Here is a 17,891-nt window from a genome sequence, read left to right on the forward strand (position 1 = left end):
ATCATGACAGATATCCACACCCGCATCCGTAATTCGTTCGAGGACAACCTGGATTCGGTCCTCGAGCTGTCGCATCGCATCAACGCCGATCCCGAACTGGCCTTCGAAGAGCACGAGACGTCGGCGGCGATCGTCGCCGCGCTCGTGGACGGCGGACAGTTCTCGGTGGCGAAGGGCGTGGCCGACCTGCCGACGGCATTCGTCGCTTCGACCGGATCGGGCGAGCTGGCGTTCGGCATCTGCGCGGAAATGGACGCACTGCCCGACATCGGCCACGGCTGCGGGCACAACGTGATCGCCGCGGCGGCGGTGGGCGCCGCACTCGCGCTGGCCCCCTACGCCGACGAACTCGGACTCACCGTGCGTGTGTTCGGCACACCCGCCGAGGAGCAGGGCACCGGCAAGGAAATCATGGTCAACCGTGGCGTTTTCGATAACACGCACGCGGCCATGATGGTGCACCCCACGCTCAAGAACGTCGTGGTTCCGCAGTTGCGTGCCTCGCGCTCCTGGCAGGTGACCTACGCCGGTCGCGGTGGGCACGCGTCGCGGCCGTGGAGCTCGTTGAACGCGGGGGACGCGACCGTCGTGGCGCAGACCGCGATCGGCCTGCTGCGGCAGCAACTGCGCGACGGCATCAGGGTGCATCATGTGGTCAAGGAGGCGGGCAAGGCCGTGAACGTCATCCCCGACCGCGCGGTGGTCGACTGCATGATCCGGTGCGACACCATCGCGGAGGTCGACGAGGTGTGGCAACAGGTGCGGCCGTGCTTCGACGCGGGCGCGATCGCCACCGGCACCACGGTCGAGTACACGTCCTTGCCGTCGATCTACCGGGAGTTCCGGCACGATCCCGACCTGGCTCCCGCGTTCGAGAAGAACGCGAAGGCGATCGGGCGGACCTTCCCCGACTACCCCGACAAGATGTTCGGCTCGACCGACATGGGCAATGTTTCGCTGCGCATTCCGGCGATCCATCCGATGCTCGCCTTCGATCTGCCGCCGGAGGACGGCAATCACACCGCCGCGTTCGCCGTGGCGGCGGGCGGTCCCGAAGGCGACCGGTTCGTCCGGGACGCCGGGCTGGCCATGGCGCTCACCATTGCCGATATCGCGCAATCGGCATCGGTACGAGCCCGGCTGATCGCTCGAAGCTAGCGGTCGCGCTCGAGGATCTCGGCCAGCCGGATCGTGTCGCGCAGATAGCGCTCGTAGGGAAAGCCCGCCGCGAGCAGGCCGGTGCGCAGTTCGTCGTAGAGCGGTTTACCGCTCGTGTGGAAGGCGTTGCGGCCTGCTTCGGTGGTGCTGACCAGTCGTCGTCGTCCGTGTTCGGGGTCGGGGGTGATCCGGATCAGCCCGGCTGCTTCCAGCGGACGCAGCGCCCGGCTGATCGCCGGGTCGGACACCGAAAGCGCTTGCGCCAGTTGGTGCTGGGTCATCGGCTCGTTCTCTTCGAGGGTGCCGAGCAGTCGCATCTGGCTGTAGCTCAACCCGCCCGAACTGTCCACCCGCCGTCGCGTGGCTTCGCCGAGCAAGAACACCACGCGATGCAGTAGATCGCCGAGTCCATCGTCCATGGGGCGAGTTTACCAGTATCTTTACTGGTTAATATTAACCTCACAATTCTCGGGTGTCCATTCGCCGTGCGGGCTCACCCCGCGCCGACGGTGCGGAACCCCGCGTTGCCCATGGTGGCATCGGGGGTGTTCGAGGAGCGGGCGGCATTGCGATATCTGGAGCAGTAGCTGTCGTGGCAGAGATACGAACCGCCGCGTAATACCCGTGACTGTCCGGCCGAAGCGCCTTGCGGATCGCGCACGTGCCCTGTCCGGGCGTCGTGCCCATAGGTGTTGGGGGAGAACCGATCCGAACACCACTCCCAGACGTTGCCTGCCATCTGCCACAGCCCGTACCCGTTGGGCCGGTACGAGCGCACCGGCGCGGTGGTCAGATATCCGTCCTCCTGGGTGTTGTCGGTCGGGAACGTGCCCTGCCAGATATTCGCGCGCCACTCGCCGCCGGCGCCCGGGGCCTCGTCGCCCCATGGATATCGGGCCCCCGGCAGGCCGCCGCGAGCGGCGAATTCCCACTCCGCCTCGGTCGGGAGACGCCGTCCGGCCCACTCGCAGTAGGCGACGGCGTCGAACCAGGACACCTGCACGACCGGGTGCTCGGCCCGGTCCGCGATGCTCGAATGCCGTCCCTCCGGATGCCGCCAGTCGGCGCCCCGCACATCGATCCACCACGGTGCCCGCGGGTCACTCCCGAGGAGATCGCCCGGCTCGGCGGCCAGGACGAGGTGAAACACGGGGGAGCAGCCGAATCTTTCTGCGTCACTTACATATCCGGTCTCCTCGACGAATGTCGCGAACGCGGCATTGGTGACGGTGGTCGTATCGATCGTGAACGGCGAGAGTGCCACGGTGTGTACGGGCGTCTCCCCGTCGGCGTGGAATCCGTCGCGGTGCGCATCGCCCATCTCGAAGATCCCGCCGGGCACGTGTGCCTGTTCGATCGGGTGCCGTGCGGAACTCATCCGGCCGCCGTGGTTCGGGCCCGCTCGGCCAGCAGGGCGCGTTGCCGTTCGACATCGCGTGGATAGGTGCGATAGAGCAGGGTGCAGAACGCGGCGTTGACGAGCATGAGAACGCCTGGGATCCACAGCATTACCCCGCGCAGGCCGATCACGTCGGTGAGCAGTCCGGCGGCGAGGTTGAACAGCGCGTAGGCGAGGGCCTCGAACACCGAGAGTAGCAATGCGAAAGCGGCGCCGCGCATTTCGGGCGGCACGACCGCGGCCACGATGGGCCGGTTCACCCCGGGATTGAGACCCTGCAGGAAGCCCAGGACCGCCCAGAAGCCGGCGAAGATCTCGATGCCGCCCCAGTCGTGCTGGGTGCCGACCAGGGCGACGGCCCCGAAGCCGAGCTGGGCGAACTGCAGGACGATGATGCGTCCGGTCCGCGGCAGCCGGTTCTGCAGGAAGTCGGTGGCCAGGCTGCCGCCGAAGGTGCCGAACAGGTAGCCGATGCCGAAGGGCAGGGTGACGATCGAAGCGACCGCGGTGGTGAAGCCGTAGGTGTGGACGAGGAAGACGATGCCGAAGCTGGCGATCAGCAGGTGACCCGAGATCAGCCGTTGGATCAGCATGAGCGTGAACGTGGGAATCCGCAGCATCAATCGTACTTTGGCCCAGGTGATCTGGTTGTCGTCGGTGGGCGGCGCGGTGGTTTCGCTGGCGCCGACGGCGGGGTCGGTGAAGAACACGGCCAGCAGCACGGCGGTCAGGATGGTGATGGCGCCCCAGGCGAAGAACCCGTAGCGCCAGCCGTCGGGCACGCGCGACAACTGCCCGATCAGCGGTCCGAGCAGCGAGCCGAGCAGTGAGATCACGCCCCACGTGTAACCATTGGCGCGACCGCGGGATTCGTCGTCGAACAGGTCGGCGGTGATCTCGCTGGCGATCGGCAGTGCCGCGGCGATGAACACGGCGGACAGTCCGTACAACAGAATGAGCTGGGTATAGTTCTGTGCGAGACCGGTTGCGGCAGTGGCGATTCCGGCGAGTCCGGAGGCGATCGCGAAGGCGGTCTTGCGGTTCGTCCGGCGCGCCACCCACGCCCACAGCGGTCCGCAGACGACGCTGATGAACTTGCCGATCGAGGTCAGATAGCCGACCGCCGCCGCGGGGGCGGCGACCGCGGTGACGATGACCGGGGCGAGGGTGCTGAGCACACTGGACTCGTTGTTGTCGGCCCAGAGCGGTGCGACGACGAGGGCGAGTTTGCGCCAGCGGTGCGGGACGTGCGTGGCGGTGCGTGCCGGGGTCGCCGATACGACGGTGTCTGTCATGGTGTGCCTCTTATGGAGTGGGGCGAAGGCCGGTCAGCTTGCGGCCAGTGCCCGATCGAGCTGAAAGAGAATTCGCCTGGTCAGCATCGGGCTGAAGTCGGCGAGGTCGAGCAGGGTGGCCGAGCCGGTCTGCGCGGCGATGTCGGCGATCGCCGGACCGAGCGCGGCCTCGACGATCGCGCGGGTGCTCGCGGCCGCGAGCAGATCGGTGATCGGTGTGTTCACGCCTGGGCGTCCGGGCGGAAAGTCCGCCGGGACCGGTAGCGGCGCAACGGCTTCCAGATAGTTCTGCAGTTGCGCGCGGGCCCGCAGATGTCGCGAATCGGCGGGTCCGTCGAGCGGCAGGCCGAGCCGGGTGAATTGAGACTCAGGCGCGTCGTGCGCCCGCATGAGTTCCAGCAGGAGCGTGACCATGCGCAACTCGAGATCGTCATCGATTAGCGGATTCTCTTGATGCGGGTCACTTTCCAGATCGAACAGAGCCGTACCGAAGGTGAACGGGTCGCCGACGGCGAAGCCGGGCACCCGCAGCACCGGGACACTCTTGGAGAACGGGAGCGGGTCGACGAGTTGTGCGTCCGCCAATTCCACTGGGGTGAAACGGGATGCCATGTGCGTAGGCATCAGCGTGTGCTCGAAAAGCGGCGCGTTGCCCGGCTCGGCCGGGGCGCGCAGGTACACATAGCGGCCGTCGGTGACGTTCACGTGTCCGCCGAAGATGCCGAACAGCGCGCCGGTGCGATGGGGGCCCGGTGCCGGTTCGCGCAGCAGCGGCAGCAGGGACCGCCCGCGCATGTCCGGGGTCGGCTCCAGGCCGAAGAAGTCCAGCAGCGTGGGACCGAAGTCGATCGTCTGCACCAGTTCCGGGCAGGTGCCCGCCTGCGTACGGGCCACCGGATCCCACACGAACAGCGGCGTATGGATGTTCTCGTCGTACCAGGGCTGCACGTTCTTGCCCCACCAGCCGTGCTCACCGAGCAGGAAGCCGTGGTCGGTGCACACGATCAGCAGCGTGTCGTCCCACAGGTTCAGCTCGTCGAAGAGGTCGAGGACCCGGCCCAGCGACGCGTCACACATGGTCAACAGCGCCGCGTACTCGGCCCGCATGCGCTGCACGGTTTCCGAATCCTCGGTCGCCCGTTTGTAATCGGGCCACGCCGGGGCCTCGTCCGGAGTGTCCAGGGCAGGGTAGTGGCGCTGGTGCTCGCGGTGGGAGAAGTACGGCTCGTGCGGGTCGAAGCACTCGATCTGTAAGAACCACGCGTCCTCGGTGTGATTGGCGTGGATGAACTCCAGCCCGGCGTGCACGGTCCGGATCTGTGGGTGATCGGCCGCCTCGGTCAGGTACTGCCGGTTCACCAGATCCTGCCGCCACAGCTGGTGGCGGACGCGGCGGGGGCTCTGCGGTTGCGGCGGATCGGCGACCTGGCCCTTCCACGCGTCGCCTTCTTGGCCGCGGAAGAACTCGAAGGTGCGGAAGCGGGTGTGATAGGTCGCTCCGCCGTCCTCCCAGTAGTGCGGATGGTCGGTCACCAGATGTGGGTATACCCCAGCGGCGGAAAGCATTTCGGGTACTGAATCGTCGAAGGGCTCCAGTGGTCCCCAGGATCGGTGCAGGAAATTGTGGCGGCCGGTGTGCATCTCCCGGCGGGCGGGCATGCACGGCATCGAGCCGCCGTAGCAGTGGTCGAACCGCACGGTGCGTGCGGCGAGCCGGGTGAAGTTCGGGGCGTGCACCCAGTCCGAGCCGTACGGCGGCAGGAGCCGGCGGTTGAGACTGTCGAACAACATCAGGACCGCGCGCATCAGCTGCTCGCCTTCGAACGGCCGGAGCGTTCGGTCGCCGCGGCGTCCGCACGGTCTCGCATCACCTCTTGTAACTGCTCGAGCCACGCGATCCATTCGTCGATCTGCCGCTCGCCTTGGTGCCGGATCTGGTGGGCGATGAAATCCAAGGCCTCGGCATCGATATCGGCGCGGTCGGCGTCGGTCTCGGTGTCGTACGGGCGATTTCGGTTGAGCCGTACCTGTTCGCGTCGCGCGGCCAGCTCTTCCCGCACGAGGTCGAGCATGCCGGGTTCGCGCAGCATCATGCCCACGCGGAGCCGGAACGCGAACTCCGGATCCTGGAATCGGCGCGGCGGCACATACGGGGACCGCACCCAGTGCCGGAGCCGTTGCATCCCGGCGTCGGTGACGGTGTACATCTTCGCGTCCGGTCCGCCGTCGCGGGGATCGGTCCGCGACTCGACCGAGCCTTCGGCCTGCAGCCGGTTCAATTCGCGGTAGATCTGGCTGCCGTGGCGGTCCAGGCCGACGAACTTGCCTTCCACCTCGCACCACCGTTTGATGTCGTAGCCGCTCATGGCCCGGGCTGCCACCAGCCCCAGGAGCGGGAATTCGAGCTTCATCGCGCCCTCTCTGACTTAGGTGCGGATGCACCTAGATGCAAAAGCATATAGCGCTCTCGATGCGGGCGCCATCGGAAGGCGTTGGTGTGAAGGCGATTTCGGGCGTGTCGGCGAAAGTCGCACTCGCGGCGTGTCTTCGGCGATCTTGTCCTGCGGCAGCTGCGCGTCGGCGGCGGCTCGAATGCCGATGGCACCGATTCCGCCGCTGATCACGACCGGGCTGTTCACGCCCGCAGGCTGCCGACCTCCTGTGCGGAGTTGCTCGACGGGCCTGTGGCGGTTGCTGTTTCGTTGGTGGCCAGTCGCTGCGAGTACCAGGCGAGGGCGATCAGCACCGCCGGGAAGAGCAGGTCGCAGACCAGGACGCCGCCGGTGTTGCCCGGAGCGTGGTCGCCGTGCGCGAACCACTGGTAGACGTGGCCGATCAGCGCGCCCCACAAGAACATTCCGGCGCCGAGGCCGACGGTGATGCGTTCGCGGGCCGTGGCCGAGGATGCGGCCGCGCGGAAGCCCATCACGGCGAGTCCGAGGTTGGCGAAGGCGATTTCGAACTGGAACGGTGTGGCGGCGAAGCCGATGGACGTCGCCATCTGTTCCGGGATGGTCAGGAACGCGATCGTCATCCACAAGCTGCCGAAGCCCAGCGCCGCGACGGCCCACCACCGCTGCCAGGTCTCCAGGGTGGCCTGACGGGAGGTGCTGTGCCGAGTCCGGACGGCAGCGCCGACGACCGCGACGAGCGGCCAGATCAGGGGGAGGGCGGTCTGTGTGAGGTAAGTCGGTGTGCTCATACCCATGAGTCTTGCATAGTTAATATTAACCGCGCAAGACTTGATGAAAATCCACCCCGTCGGGTGGTAGTGGTGCCGTTCGGGATTGCCGACAATGGTGGGTGGTCTTGCGGTAGGGAGTCGGTCATGGACGAGCGGTCACCGAATCGGTGGATGGTAGAAGCGATTCGCCGGGTGACGGGCCGAGGGCCTGTCGTCGCGGTCGACAGCGCTGCGAGAAAGCACACGGCTGCGCCGATCGCGGTGGCGCCGGGCCGGCTGCCGGTACTGGGGCATCTGGTGTCGCTGCTACGAGATCCGTTGGGGTTCATGACTTCTCTGCCCGCGCACGGTGACCTGGTGGGGATCGGCCTCGGGCCGATGACGGCGGTGGTGATCTGCGATCTCGAGCTGACCAGGCAGGTACTGCGTCAGGACCGCATCTTCGACAAAGGCGGACCGTTGTTCGACAGCGGGCGCGAACTGGTCGGGGAGGGCTTGGCGACGTGCCCGCACGCGAAACATCGACGGCAACGCCGGCTGCTGCAACCAGCGTTCCATGCCAAGCGCCTCACCGGGTACACGCCCGTGATGGCCCAGAAGATCGCCGAACTGGTCGACTCCTGGCCGGACGGTCAGGTCGTCGATGTGAAAGCCGAACTGCACACCTTCGCCGCCCGGGTGATCGCGGCGACACTGTTCGATCAAGCGATCTCGGAGGCGACCCAGGAACGGCTCCTGCACGACGTCGAAGCCGTTTTCGCCGGTGCGATGCGGCACGCGATCGTGCCGGAGTGGATGCGCCGGTGGCCGATCGTGGGCAATCGGGCCTGCATCGAGGCGGCGGCCGAGGCACGTGCCATCCTCGGGGAACTGGTGGCCGCGCGCCGCGCCGCCGGCGACGATCACGGTGATCTGTTCTCGGCCTTGGTATTTGCCCAAGACAGTCAGGGCGGCGGGCGATTGACCGAAGGCGAGATCGTCGATCAGGTGCTCACGTTCTTCTTCGCGGGCACCGACACCAGTGCCGCGACATTGGCCTGGGCGCTGATCCTGCTCGACCAGCACCCCGAGTTCGCTGCCCGCGTGCACGCCGAGGTCGACACCGTGCTGGCCGGCCGTCCCGCGGTCAGCGCGGACCTGCCGAGTCTGCAATTCACCGGCCAGGTGATCGACGAAGTCCTGCGCCTGCACCCACCGGGCTGGCTGCAGACTCGGACGGTGACCGAGGACACCGAACTCGGCGGACATTCGCTGGTCGCCGGCACCACCGTCATCTACAGCTCATACCTGATCCAGCATCGAGCCGACCTGTATCCCGACCCCGAACGTTTCGATCCGGACCGCTTCGCCCCCGACCGCGGCACGCCACCCGCGCGTGACGCGATGCTGCCGTTCGCCGCCGGCGCCCGCAAATGCATCGGCGACACCTTCGCCCTGGCCGAAGCCACCCTCGCGTTGGCGACCATCGCGGCCCGATGGCAGCTGCACACCGTCCCCGGCACCGACACCAGCCCCACCCTTGCCGTAGTACCCCAACCTCGGCAACTGCGAATGCAAGTCACCGCCCGCGCACCCCAAACCACCCGAACCAGCAACACCGCGTGAGCGGTCAGTGAGCTCCGGGTGCGGCTCCTGATCTATTCCGCCCCAAGTGTGATCCGAGCGAATGCCTCTGTGTAGCAATGGAACTCGATCATGCCATCGCGCGAGACAGAAATCGTGCCGACGGGGCCTGCTCTTCTGGGCAAGCTCAGGTAACGAAGGCGGACAATGGGAACGGGCGGCTCAGGGCTCAGTGAGGTGAGCGGTCGCGGTGGCGGCGCGCTCGGCCATTTCGCGCAGGTGCTGTGCGACCTCGGCGGGTTCCAGCAGGGTGTATGGCATCGGCAAGAGCGCGATATTGTACGCGAGGTATTGCGGTGTGTCCGGGAATGTGGTGAGTAGGCAACGGGATTCGTCGATGGATTCCAGGACGCCCTGCCGTGCGGCTTCGTGCGCACATCGGCACGGTCGCGTCACTCGATGACGCGATCCCCGCGCTGAACCCGACCACACGACGTAAAGGCAAGACCGTTATTCGCGTGCGGTCCTGAGTTCTTCGCTCGCCCTGCGCTTTACGGGCGGCTCGCCCGCAGTATGCGGACGGGCCGCAGTGCTTGGGGATCGTCCTCGAAGTCCGCGGACCCACCGAGGTAACCGGCGATGAGGTCCGCGGCCGCGTGGTCTTCGACCTCGGCGAGGCCTAGCGCGCGCAGTTGTGCTGCGATGTCGTCGGGAGTGAAGTAGCTGAACCAAGGTTCGCCGACAGCTGCCGCCCGCTCTGCGCGTGCCAGCAACTCCGCGCGATTCGCGCCGGTGTCCGCCAGGTAGTCGAAGACCACCTCGACCGGCGCCGCTTGACCGGCAATGTATTCCAGGGTGGCGGTGGCGGCGTCGGGCGTCAGATAGAAGACGACGCCGAGCCACACGAACACGGCCGGCTCGGACCGGCTGAATCCGGCACTCGCCAATTCGGTTGCCAGCAGGTCGGTTTCGAAGTCGACCGGTACGAAAGCCGACAGTTCGGGCAGGTCGATACCGGCTGCGGCGAGCAGTTGCCGTTTCCACGCCTGGGTCGCGGGATGGTCGACCTCGAATACCCGCAGCCCGGGGTGCGGGTTGCGGTAGGCGAAGGTATCCAGACCCGCGCCGAGGATCACGACCTGTCGCAGGCCCGCCGCGACGGCTTCGGCCACCCGATCCTCGGCGAATCGGGAACGAGCGGCGAAGAACAGCCGCCGGGGCCGATCGCTGACGCCGAGCCGCAGAAGTCCCAGGTCATCATCACTATCGGAACGATTCGCCGCGGGCCGCCCCGCTTTCGTCAGCTCATCCACCCCGACACCCAGCAGCGGCACCGCCAGGGGATCCGTGAGAATCCGGGGCTGATCAGCGATTTGGTGATAGGCACGCGCGTAAGCAGTCGCGAGCGCAGTCCGGCTCGGTCCCTCGTTCTCCATATTCGGAACCTACTCACGAATCCGACCCGAGCACCATGAACTCGGCCACATCGGGTGTTGCCGAGTCGGCCGGGGATGAACCAGCGCGGGGCTTTGCCGACATGACCCGTATCAGCGCGGTGTCAGGACGATGTCAGGCCAGACGCTGATGGTTGGTGCGTGACCAATCATTCGATGACACCGCAGCCGGCGCCCGCGATCCGGGTTCGGGGCGTGGAAAAGTCCTACAAGGATCTGCAGGTACTACGCGGCGTGGACTTCGAGGTGGCGCGCGGCAGCATCTTCGCCCTGCTCGGCTCGAACGGCGCGGGCAAGACCACACTGGTCCGGATCCTGTCCACACTGCTACGGGCCGACGCGGGAACGGCCACCGTGCACGGCTTCGACGTGACCACGCAACCGGAGCAGGCGCGCGAATCATTCAGTCTCACAGGCCAGTTCGCGGCTGTGGACGAAATGCTCAGCGGGCGTGAGAATCTCGTGCTGATCGCGCATCTGCGCCGCCTGAAGAATCCGCGCAAGATCGCCGATGACCTGCTCGGGCAGTTCTCGCTGACCGACGCGGCCACGCGCAAAGTCGCAACCTATTCAGGGGGTATGCGCCGGCGCCTCGATATCGCCATGAGTTTGATCGGGAACCCGCCGATCATCTTCCTCGACGAGCCGACCACCGGGCTCGACCCGCAGGCGCGGATCGAGGTATGGCAGACGGTCGCAGCGCTGGCCGAGAACGGTACGACGGTACTGCTCACGACGCAGTATCTCGACGAAGCCGAACAGCTCGCCGACCGCATCGCGATCCTGCACCGGGGCCGGATCATCGTCGACGGGACCCTGGCCGAACTCAAGCAACTACTCCCGCCCGCCGAGGTCGAATACGTCGAGAAACAACCCAGCCTGGAAGACGTCTTCCTCGCGCTGGTCGGCGCCGACGACTCCGCGGCACAGACCGATAAGGACCGATGATGAACGCCCGCTTCTTCGGGGACACCGGCTACCTGCTGGGACGGTCCCTACGTCATATCCTGCGCAGCCCGGACACGATCATCACGACCGCGATCACCCCGATCGCCATGATGCTGCTGTTCGTGTACGTCTTCGGCGGCGCGATCGAGACCGGGACCGATTCCTATGTGACCTACCTGCTGCCCGGCATCCTGCTCATCACCATCGCATCGGGCATCTCTTACACCGCCTACCGGCTCTTCCTGGACATGAAGAACGGCATCGTCGAGCGATTCCAGTCCATGCCGATCACCCGCTCGTCGATCCTGTGGGCGCATGTGCTGACCTCACTGGTCGCCAACGTGATCTCGCTCGTGGTCGTCGTGCTCGTCGCGGTGCTCATGGGATTTCGTTCCAGTGCCGATGTGCTGGCATGGCTCGCCGTCGCAGGCATCCTGCTGCTGTTCACCCTGGCGCTGACCTGGCTCGCCGTCATCCCCGGGCTCACCGCCAAGACCGTGGACGGCGCGGGCGGATTCTCCTACCCGCTGATCTTCCTGCCGTTCATCAGTTCGGCTTTCGTACCCACCGATTCCATGCCCGGCCCGGTGCGCGCCTTCGCCGAGCATCAGCCGGTGACCTCGATCGTCGATACGCTTCGCGATCTGCTCGGCCGGCAACCGGTCGGCACCGATGTCTGGATCGCCTTGGGCTGGTGTGTGGGCATCCTCGTCGTCGCCTACCTCGTCGCCGCGTCGACCTACCGCCGCAAGATCTCCTGACCGCACGACCTGATCGCAGGGTGCGCAACCAGTTCGAAGTCCCACTCAGAAAAGGATTACCGCAATGACAAGTGCAATGAACCAGAATGGTGTCGAAGACGGATGGGGAAAGGTCGCCGACGCGTTCCGCGCGAACTTCGAGAACTTCGGTGAGCGCGGCGCCGCGTGCTGTGTGTACGTGGACGGTCGCCGCGTCGTCGACCTGTGGGACGGTGTCGCTGGTCGTGAAGTGGCCGGTCCCGATGATGTTGCGGCCGAACAGCCTTGGCGTGAAGACACGGTCGTGCGGGTCGCTTCCACGACGAAAGGCGCTACCGCGATCTGCGCCCACCTGCTGGCTCAGCGTGGTCAGCTCGATCTCGACGCCCCGGTGGTCCAGTACTGGCCGGAATTCGGCGCGCACGGCAAAGACCGAATTCCGGTGCGCTGGTTGCTGTCTCATCAGGCCGGGCTGCCGGTCGTCGACGGCCCGCTCACCTTCGAGCAGGCGTGCGCGTGGGATCCGGTCATTCGCGCGCTCGAGGCGCAGCCGCCGCTGTGGGAGCCGGGCACCGAGCACCTCTATCACGCGGTCACCTACGGCCACTTGGTCGGGGAGGTGGTGCGGCGGATCTCCGGCAAATCGCTCGGCAGGTTCTTCGCCGACGAGGTCGCGGCCCCGCTGGGGCTGAGTGCCTGGATCGGCCTGCCCGAGGAGCACGAGCACCGTATCGCACGGATCGACTACGCCGACCCCTTCAGCGTCGAAGAACTGACCGCAGGAATGATCAAAAGCACTGGGCTGGACGCGGATACGGTCACGGCCTGGATGAACGCCGGGTTCGGACCCGACGCGGTCTCGTTGCGCGCCGGATCACTCGGTGGCGCGCTGGACAACATGGCCGACCCCGCGACCGCGTACTACACCACGCGGGCATGGCGGGCCGCGGAGTTCCCGGCCGCCAACATGATCGCGGACGCGCGCTCGGTCGCGCGGATGTACGCCGCCACGGTCAGCGAGGTCGACGGTATGCGCCTGCTCGACCCGTCCACGGTCGCGAACGCGATCGAAGTCCAGACCAGCAAGACCCGGATGCACGGGCTGCCATCCGGATTGGACGTCCCAGCCGACCGCAGTTTCTATATGTCCCTGGGTTTCTGGCGCGCCTGCCCGCCACTGCCGATGCTCGGCCCGTCCTCGTTCGGCCACCCCGGTTCCGGTGGTTCGATCGGTTTCGCCGACCCCGACGCCGGCGTCGGCTTCGCCTACATCCCGAACCTGTGGAACTTCCGGCCCGACGATCCCCGCGCCACCAACCTGGCCCAAGCCGTCCGAACCTGCCTCGGATGAACTGGCACTGACAGGCCTTCTGTGGGACGGATAAACTCGAAGGGTCTCGCGGGACTGGGCGGTTGGACGCAGAGCAATGATCAGACTGTACGTGTCGTACATCTTCGCAGTGGCGGCGACAGTTGCCATGATGGGAGCGATCATTTTCCTCTCGGCCTGGACGGTTTTCTACTGGCAGGCCTGGGTCATGATGGCGGCGATGTTCGGCAGCTACAGCGTTGCGATCATGTATTCCGCCGGTCGGCGTGCGCCGGGACCGCGGCCGCCGCGCGAGTCGGCCGGACCTCAGGTCGAATCCCGGACGAGTCGGCGGTTCGCCGAATCCCTTGTATCGCTGGGCTTTGTTGCGCTGCTCGTCGTCCCCGGCCTCGACCACCGATTCGGCTGGTCATCGATCCCGTTCTGGATCAGCCTCGCCGCCGACCTCCTCGTCGTTGCGGGACTGCTGATCACCTACGGGGTTAGGCAAATGGCCACTCGGTGGTCGGGCGCCACGTCCGGTACCACCGCAGCGGCGCACAAGCTGCGGATGGGTTCGGCCGGACCCCGCCTTACCGTCCGCCATCCCATGCACGCCGGAACCCTTCTTTACCAGGCCGGGATGCCCGTCGCGCTCGGATCCTGGTGGGGCTTGGTCGTCTTCGCTGTCATATTGCCGCTGTTCTTGGTGCGGATCCGCTACGAGGAGAAACTCCTGCGGCGGGCGTTTCCCGACGAGTACGCCGAGTTCGCCCGCCGGATCGAGTATCGCCTGGTTCCGCACGTCTGGTGAGCGGTTCCGGATCGTCGCGAGTCAACGGCGTCAGCGGTCGAGGCGAATCGGTGTCGCCGCGATTTCCTCGTGCGAAGAAGTTGCTAAGTGTTGCGCACCAAGGACTTTCGCTACCTCTTTGACTCTGCGTCGCTCGGCGGAAGGTGTTCACAGGGCGATGCCGTAGGCGCGCATCATTCCGGCTCGCAGTCGTTCGGAGGGGTGCCAGCGGCGGGCGAGGTCGTCTTGGGCGGCGACGCGGGCGGGGTCGATGATGAAGTCGGGGCGTTGCGGCTCAGCTCGGTCGAGAGCGGCGCGAACACCGGCGGGCTCCAGTTCGGCCAGGAAGACCGGGGTGTCCATGTGTTGCCGCCATGAGGTCTCGAGTTCGCCCGCGTCGACAGGGTCGAATCCCACGGCGTCTACCAGGTCGAGCACCCCTCGCTTCTCGGCACCGACGGGGCCGGCGACGGGCAGGGCGATGCGGTCGGGGGCGCCGGCGGGTCGGCCCGCCTGTTCGAGCAGGAATGCGTGAATGGTGTTGAACGCCTTATAGACCGTACGGCCGAGCTGGTGCGCTACCCAGACGCTGTCGACGGTATCGGTGTCGAAGCCGGGCAGGGCGAGGTCGCGCTGCGGGAAATAGTTGCCCGTGTCGAGCACCGCGGGGCCGGCCGTGTCGGCGAAGACGGTGCGGGCCAGCCGGGGGACCGCCGCATAGGGAACACTCACGATGGTCAGGTCGGTGTCGGTGGCCGCCACCCGGGCCCAGACCGGCTCGATGCCCGGCAGGTCGGCGAACTCCTCGGTCAAGGCCGCCGGATCGCCCGAATTGGCGACGACGACCTCATATCCGTTCGCCGCGAGCAGCCGTGCCAGCGTGCCGCCGATCATGCCGATACCGATTACGCCTACAGTCCTCATTGCGCGCTCCCGTTGTCCTCGTGTTCGAAATCGCTTGCGGCGCTGTCGTTGCGCTCCTGGGCCGCGAGCAACGCGTCCCCGTTCTCGTGAATCCACCGCCCCAACTCCCGCACCGGCCCGTCGACGAGACTTCCGCCGAGCGCCGTCAACGCGTAATCGACCCGTGGCGGCCGTTGCCCGAACCGCTGGCGCTGTATCAGGCCCGCTTGTAACAGCCGCCGCAGCGTCTCGGTCAGCGATTTGTCGCTGAGCCCGCCGACCCGCTCGTGCAGCGCGCCGCGCCGGTGCGGCCCGTCGTGCAGGGCGGCGAGCACCACCAGATCCCAGCGGTGGGTGAACAGATCGACCACCGCACGCAGCTGACAATCCGCCAGCAACTGCTCCGGACCACCATTTCGGTTCATGCAGACCATGGTGCACGGTCATTTCCTACCGACCGGTGCATATCGGGACCGTTCCCGTTAAGCCTCGGCTACCACCTGGTCAGTCGGCTCAGTCTGTGTGCTCCCGGGGCGGGCGGATGTCGCGGCTGCTGTCAGGTGCGGGCAGGCTCCACCGGATCGCCGGTGTGCGAATCGCGGCTGGCCACCAAATGGGCGCAGACCAGGTCACGGGCTTGGCGCCGACGGCGCGTCGTTGCACGTCATCGGTGTCCTGCTTCGGTCGGGCCAGGCGGGCACCTCTGCAGGTCCGTGTAGAGGTCACCGCAATTGAGTAATCCATACCACTTCTCTTGCTCGAAATGCTGTAAGTCACATTGCTTTCGACCTGTACCGATTGCGGGAAGCCGAGCCTTCCGGTGATGCTTGACGGATCATCACTGCGAGCTTGGGGGGCTATGCAAAAGTATGGAAAAACGCGGGGCGTACCTCCACCGGTTGCAGATCCCGGGGGGACGAACGCCCAGGCCGGCTTTCTGATCGAGCCGGTCGCATTGTGCGATCTTGCCCAACGTGCCGGCCTGGGCTTCGCAGACGTGGTGGCGTTAGCCGAGATCCCTTCGACAACCCTGAACCGGCTGTGGAAGGATCCCGGCTGGGCGGCGAAGTCGACTGGTGCGACCCTGCAGCTGCTGCTCGATGTTGTGCCGACGTTAGCCGCCTATCTGGAGGGTCGGGCCTTCGCCTTGCGAGTCGAACAGTATATGCACGTCTTCGCGACGTCCGGGATCACCGTTCGTCTGCCCCGAGGTGAGGGTGTCCAAATCTCTGCCATGAGCAACGCGCTTGGTGTAGCAGCGGCAATCATCACCTGCGACACAACTCAGCTGAAACGACGTTTGGCGTTGGGGTGGGTTCGAGGACATGACCCATCGATTGATGCCGTTTTCGCAACCGGTCCGGACAATCTGTTCGGCGAGGACCGATCGGTACTGGTCAGCGCCTCCAAGCTTCGTCTCGGCGGCCGGGAGTCGGCCTCGTCAGCTGACATCGTAGGTATTGGCGTTCTGGCCCACAAGATCGCGAAGTACGGGGAGCTCGACAACAGCTCAGTTGAACGGGCACCGGCCGATAGAAACGATATTCGATCAGCATTCATCCATCGCAGCCTCACTATCGGCGGCGTTCTCCGCGACGGCGACCCGGATGTCGTGCTGCGCTACCGACGTGAGGTCGAGACCAATCCTATTATTGCGCGCAATGAAGCGTGGTCTCTGCTGACTTACGGCAGCGGTCAGCGGCTACCCGGCGACTTTTCTCTGCCCGCTGCCACGTCGAAGCTGTATTCCGGAATTCTGCGCGATGCCGCCGTACTCAATGACGCCTACCTAGGGTATCTTGCCGCCACCGCACTCCCAATATTATGGATGCTCCAACCGCCATCGCCAGTGTTCCGTGTGCGGTTGACCGAGATACTTGACCGACGCTTGTCTTCTGGGGTGGAAGAACGGCAGCTGCGCAATGCGGTGAGTGAGCTCTATCGTCGTTTCAAGGATTAAGAACCACGCGGAGAAAGGACACCGCAAATATGGTCGGTGACGAGCTGATTACGCAAGCCTACGACCTCAATGCTGAGTACTGGATCTCGATGATCCGGGCGGGAACCGACCCCTACCAAACTCAGATCACCGATCCTGCACTGCTGAACGCCATAGGGAACGTCGACGGGCTCGATGTCCTGGACGCTGGATGCGGGGAAGGCTATCTGGCGCGCAAGCTTCTAGAGATGGGTGCCGGCACCGTGCTCGGCATCGACACATGCCAAGCATTCGTTGACTCCGCTACTATTGTAGGCACTCCGCGCGCCCGCTTCGTTCACGCTGACGTAGCCGCAATCCCAGCATCGGACGTCAGCGTAGATTTGGTTGTAGTGAACCGTCTCCCGCATGGTCTCACCAACCCCGCGGCGCGATATCACGAGTTCGCCCGCGTCTTACGACCCCGCGGACGCCTGGTCATCATCGGGCAACATCCATGCTTCTACAGCGCGCGGGCCGAACGGGCCCCGTCAACGACGGGTGGAGTGCCGGTTTATGACTATTTCGGCGGAAGAATTGTGGAGCAGCGCTTCAACGTAGGTTCTCAGGAATCGCCCGCAGCTTCAGTGCAGAAGTTCTATTCGCTCGAGCAGTACATCGGCATGATCACGGCCGCGGGATTCGTCATCACCGGGATCCGGGAACCGCGACCGACTGAAGACCAACTGCTCGAGGATCCGCAGTGGTATGTCCGATTCCAGCGACCACTCTTCCTGCTGATAGAAGCCCGACTCGAATAAGGCTCAATACCACATGGTCGGATCGAAATCAATAGTGGGTCCCGAGGTTGGTTGTAGTGCTCGCCAAGGCTGCTCGCTGGGTACAAGATTTTCGGTGTGGAGGTGAAGGGATCGGTGGCTCCACGAGACAGTTCAACATTGTCAAGACCGATCGTCTCAGCCGAATTCGTACACAAGGAAGGAATGTAAGTGGCCCAGACCTTGACTCCCAATGAAGTGGCAGGTAGCAGATATGATGAGCTACTGGCCGACACCCTGACGAAGCTGGAACGGGAGGAGGTCGACCTGCCTGCTGACATCGACAGCATTCGCCGATCGAGTATCGAAGATACCGTCTGGTATATCGCGTACAAGACGCTCGTCGACGACAAGCCCGAGGCTTAACCTGGCACCCCCGCCGTCGTTC

The 17,891-nt window shown here is 65.6% G+C and carries 18 protein-coding genes; 9 read left to right on the forward strand and 9 right to left on the reverse strand.

Translation table 11 applies throughout. The features are described 5' to 3' along the window. The first annotated feature begins 3 nt into the window (after nucleotides 1-3). Nucleotides 4-1,158 carry a M20 family metallopeptidase gene (locus tag O3I_RS16010; RefSeq protein ID WP_014983979.1) on the forward strand — a complete coding sequence of 385 codons (1,155 nt, stop codon included), beginning with the start codon at nucleotides 4-6 and terminating at the stop codon, nucleotides 1,156-1,158. Here the strand turns inward: O3I_RS16010 and O3I_RS16015 are convergent. The 6 genes from O3I_RS16015 to O3I_RS16040 all read right to left on the reverse strand — a co-directional run bounded on the left by O3I_RS16015 (nucleotide 1,155) and on the right by O3I_RS16040 (nucleotide 7,054). Next, nucleotides 1,155-1,577 (reverse strand): MarR family winged helix-turn-helix transcriptional regulator, encoded by a 423-nt coding sequence (locus O3I_RS16015; protein ID WP_014983980.1) that lies wholly within the window; start codon nucleotides 1,575-1,577, stop codon nucleotides 1,155-1,157. The two genes, O3I_RS16010 and O3I_RS16015, sit on opposite strands and share 4 nt — an antisense overlap. A 74-nt stretch (nucleotides 1,578-1,651) precedes the next feature. Next, nucleotides 1,652-2,536 (reverse strand): formylglycine-generating enzyme family protein, encoded by an 885-nt coding sequence (locus tag O3I_RS16020; RefSeq protein ID WP_014983981.1) that lies wholly within the window; start codon nucleotides 2,534-2,536, stop codon nucleotides 1,652-1,654. Beyond that, on the reverse strand, nucleotides 2,533-3,852 hold the full coding sequence (locus O3I_RS43815) for an MFS transporter (RefSeq protein ID WP_014983982.1): 1,320 nt from the start codon (nucleotides 3,850-3,852) through the stop codon (nucleotides 2,533-2,535). The genes O3I_RS16020 and O3I_RS43815 overlap by 4 nt, the downstream gene beginning before the upstream one ends. Nucleotides 3,853-3,885: 33 nt before the next feature. Further along, nucleotides 3,886-5,658 carry a sulfatase-like hydrolase/transferase gene (locus tag O3I_RS16030; protein WP_014983983.1) on the reverse strand — a complete coding sequence of 591 codons (1,773 nt, stop codon included), beginning with the start codon at nucleotides 5,656-5,658 and terminating at the stop codon, nucleotides 3,886-3,888. Next, nucleotides 5,658-6,263: a PadR family transcriptional regulator gene (locus tag O3I_RS42680; protein WP_014983984.1), complete on the reverse strand. Its 606-nt coding sequence runs from the start codon at nucleotides 6,261-6,263 to the stop codon at nucleotides 5,658-5,660. Before O3I_RS42680 ends, O3I_RS16030 begins: the two co-directional genes overlap by 1 nt. Before the next feature lie 224 nt (nucleotides 6,264-6,487). Continuing rightward, nucleotides 6,488-7,054: a DUF6790 family protein gene (locus O3I_RS16040; protein WP_051066957.1), complete on the reverse strand. Its 567-nt coding sequence runs from the start codon at nucleotides 7,052-7,054 to the stop codon at nucleotides 6,488-6,490. A gap of 153 nt (nucleotides 7,055-7,207) precedes the next feature. On the opposite strand from O3I_RS16040, the gene O3I_RS16045 reads away from it, so the two are divergent. Beyond that, on the forward strand, nucleotides 7,208-8,641 hold the full coding sequence (locus O3I_RS16045) for a cytochrome P450 (protein ID WP_081594302.1): 1,434 nt from the start codon (nucleotides 7,208-7,210) through the stop codon (nucleotides 8,639-8,641). 509 nt (nucleotides 8,642-9,150) lie between these two features. Here O3I_RS16045 and O3I_RS16055 read toward each other — a convergent pair. After that, complete coding sequence (locus tag O3I_RS16055) at nucleotides 9,151-10,035, reverse strand: class I SAM-dependent methyltransferase (protein ID WP_014983988.1); 885 nt, start codon at nucleotides 10,033-10,035, stop codon at nucleotides 9,151-9,153. A gap of 174 nt (nucleotides 10,036-10,209) precedes the next feature. Between O3I_RS16055 and O3I_RS16060 the strand changes: the two genes are divergently transcribed. From O3I_RS16060 to O3I_RS42685, 4 genes are all read left to right on the forward strand, one after another. Then, nucleotides 10,210-11,001 (forward strand): ABC transporter ATP-binding protein, encoded by a 792-nt coding sequence (locus tag O3I_RS16060; RefSeq protein WP_041563883.1) that lies wholly within the window; start codon nucleotides 10,210-10,212, stop codon nucleotides 10,999-11,001. After that, nucleotides 11,001-11,762, forward strand: coding sequence for an ABC transporter permease (locus O3I_RS16065; protein WP_014983990.1), 762 nt, complete (start codon nucleotides 11,001-11,003; stop codon nucleotides 11,760-11,762). Before O3I_RS16060 ends, O3I_RS16065 begins: the two co-directional genes overlap by 1 nt. 64 nt (nucleotides 11,763-11,826) lie before the next feature. Further along, complete coding sequence (locus O3I_RS16070) at nucleotides 11,827-13,092, forward strand: serine hydrolase domain-containing protein (protein WP_171904522.1); 1,266 nt, start codon at nucleotides 11,827-11,829, stop codon at nucleotides 13,090-13,092. A 130-nt stretch (nucleotides 13,093-13,222) separates the two neighbouring features. Then, nucleotides 13,223-13,864: a methyltransferase family protein gene (locus O3I_RS42685; RefSeq protein WP_167829144.1), complete on the forward strand. Its 642-nt coding sequence runs from the start codon at nucleotides 13,223-13,225 to the stop codon at nucleotides 13,862-13,864. Between the two features lie 147 nt (nucleotides 13,865-14,011). On the opposite strand, the gene O3I_RS16080 is transcribed toward O3I_RS42685, so the two are convergent. Both O3I_RS16080 and O3I_RS16085 read right to left on the reverse strand, forming a co-directional pair. Then, nucleotides 14,012-14,767, reverse strand: a complete 756-nt coding sequence (locus tag O3I_RS16080) for an NADPH-dependent F420 reductase (protein WP_081594006.1) — start codon at nucleotides 14,765-14,767, stop codon at nucleotides 14,012-14,014. Beyond that, complete coding sequence (locus O3I_RS16085; protein WP_141692325.1) at nucleotides 14,764-15,171, reverse strand: winged helix-turn-helix transcriptional regulator; 408 nt, start codon at nucleotides 15,169-15,171, stop codon at nucleotides 14,764-14,766. The genes O3I_RS16080 and O3I_RS16085 overlap by 4 nt, the downstream gene beginning before the upstream one ends. 434 nt (nucleotides 15,172-15,605) lie before the next feature. Between O3I_RS16085 and O3I_RS16090 the strand changes: the two genes are divergently transcribed. The 3 genes from O3I_RS16090 to O3I_RS16100 all read left to right on the forward strand — a co-directional run bounded on the left by O3I_RS16090 (nucleotide 15,606) and on the right by O3I_RS16100 (nucleotide 17,869). Continuing rightward, nucleotides 15,606-16,706: a hypothetical protein gene (locus tag O3I_RS16090; RefSeq protein ID WP_014983995.1), complete on the forward strand. Its 1,101-nt coding sequence runs from the start codon at nucleotides 15,606-15,608 to the stop codon at nucleotides 16,704-16,706. Between the two features lie 29 nt (nucleotides 16,707-16,735). Then, complete coding sequence (locus tag O3I_RS16095; protein WP_041562646.1) at nucleotides 16,736-17,485, forward strand: class I SAM-dependent methyltransferase; 750 nt, start codon at nucleotides 16,736-16,738, stop codon at nucleotides 17,483-17,485. A gap of 189 nt (nucleotides 17,486-17,674) precedes the next feature. After that, nucleotides 17,675-17,869, forward strand: coding sequence for a hypothetical protein (locus O3I_RS16100; protein ID WP_014983997.1), 195 nt, complete (start codon nucleotides 17,675-17,677; stop codon nucleotides 17,867-17,869). The last annotated feature ends 22 nt before the right edge of the window (nucleotides 17,870-17,891 follow it).

Source organism: Nocardia brasiliensis ATCC 700358 (assembly GCF_000250675.2).
Taxonomy (GTDB): Bacteria; Actinomycetota; Actinomycetes; order Mycobacteriales; family Mycobacteriaceae; genus Nocardia; species Nocardia brasiliensis_B.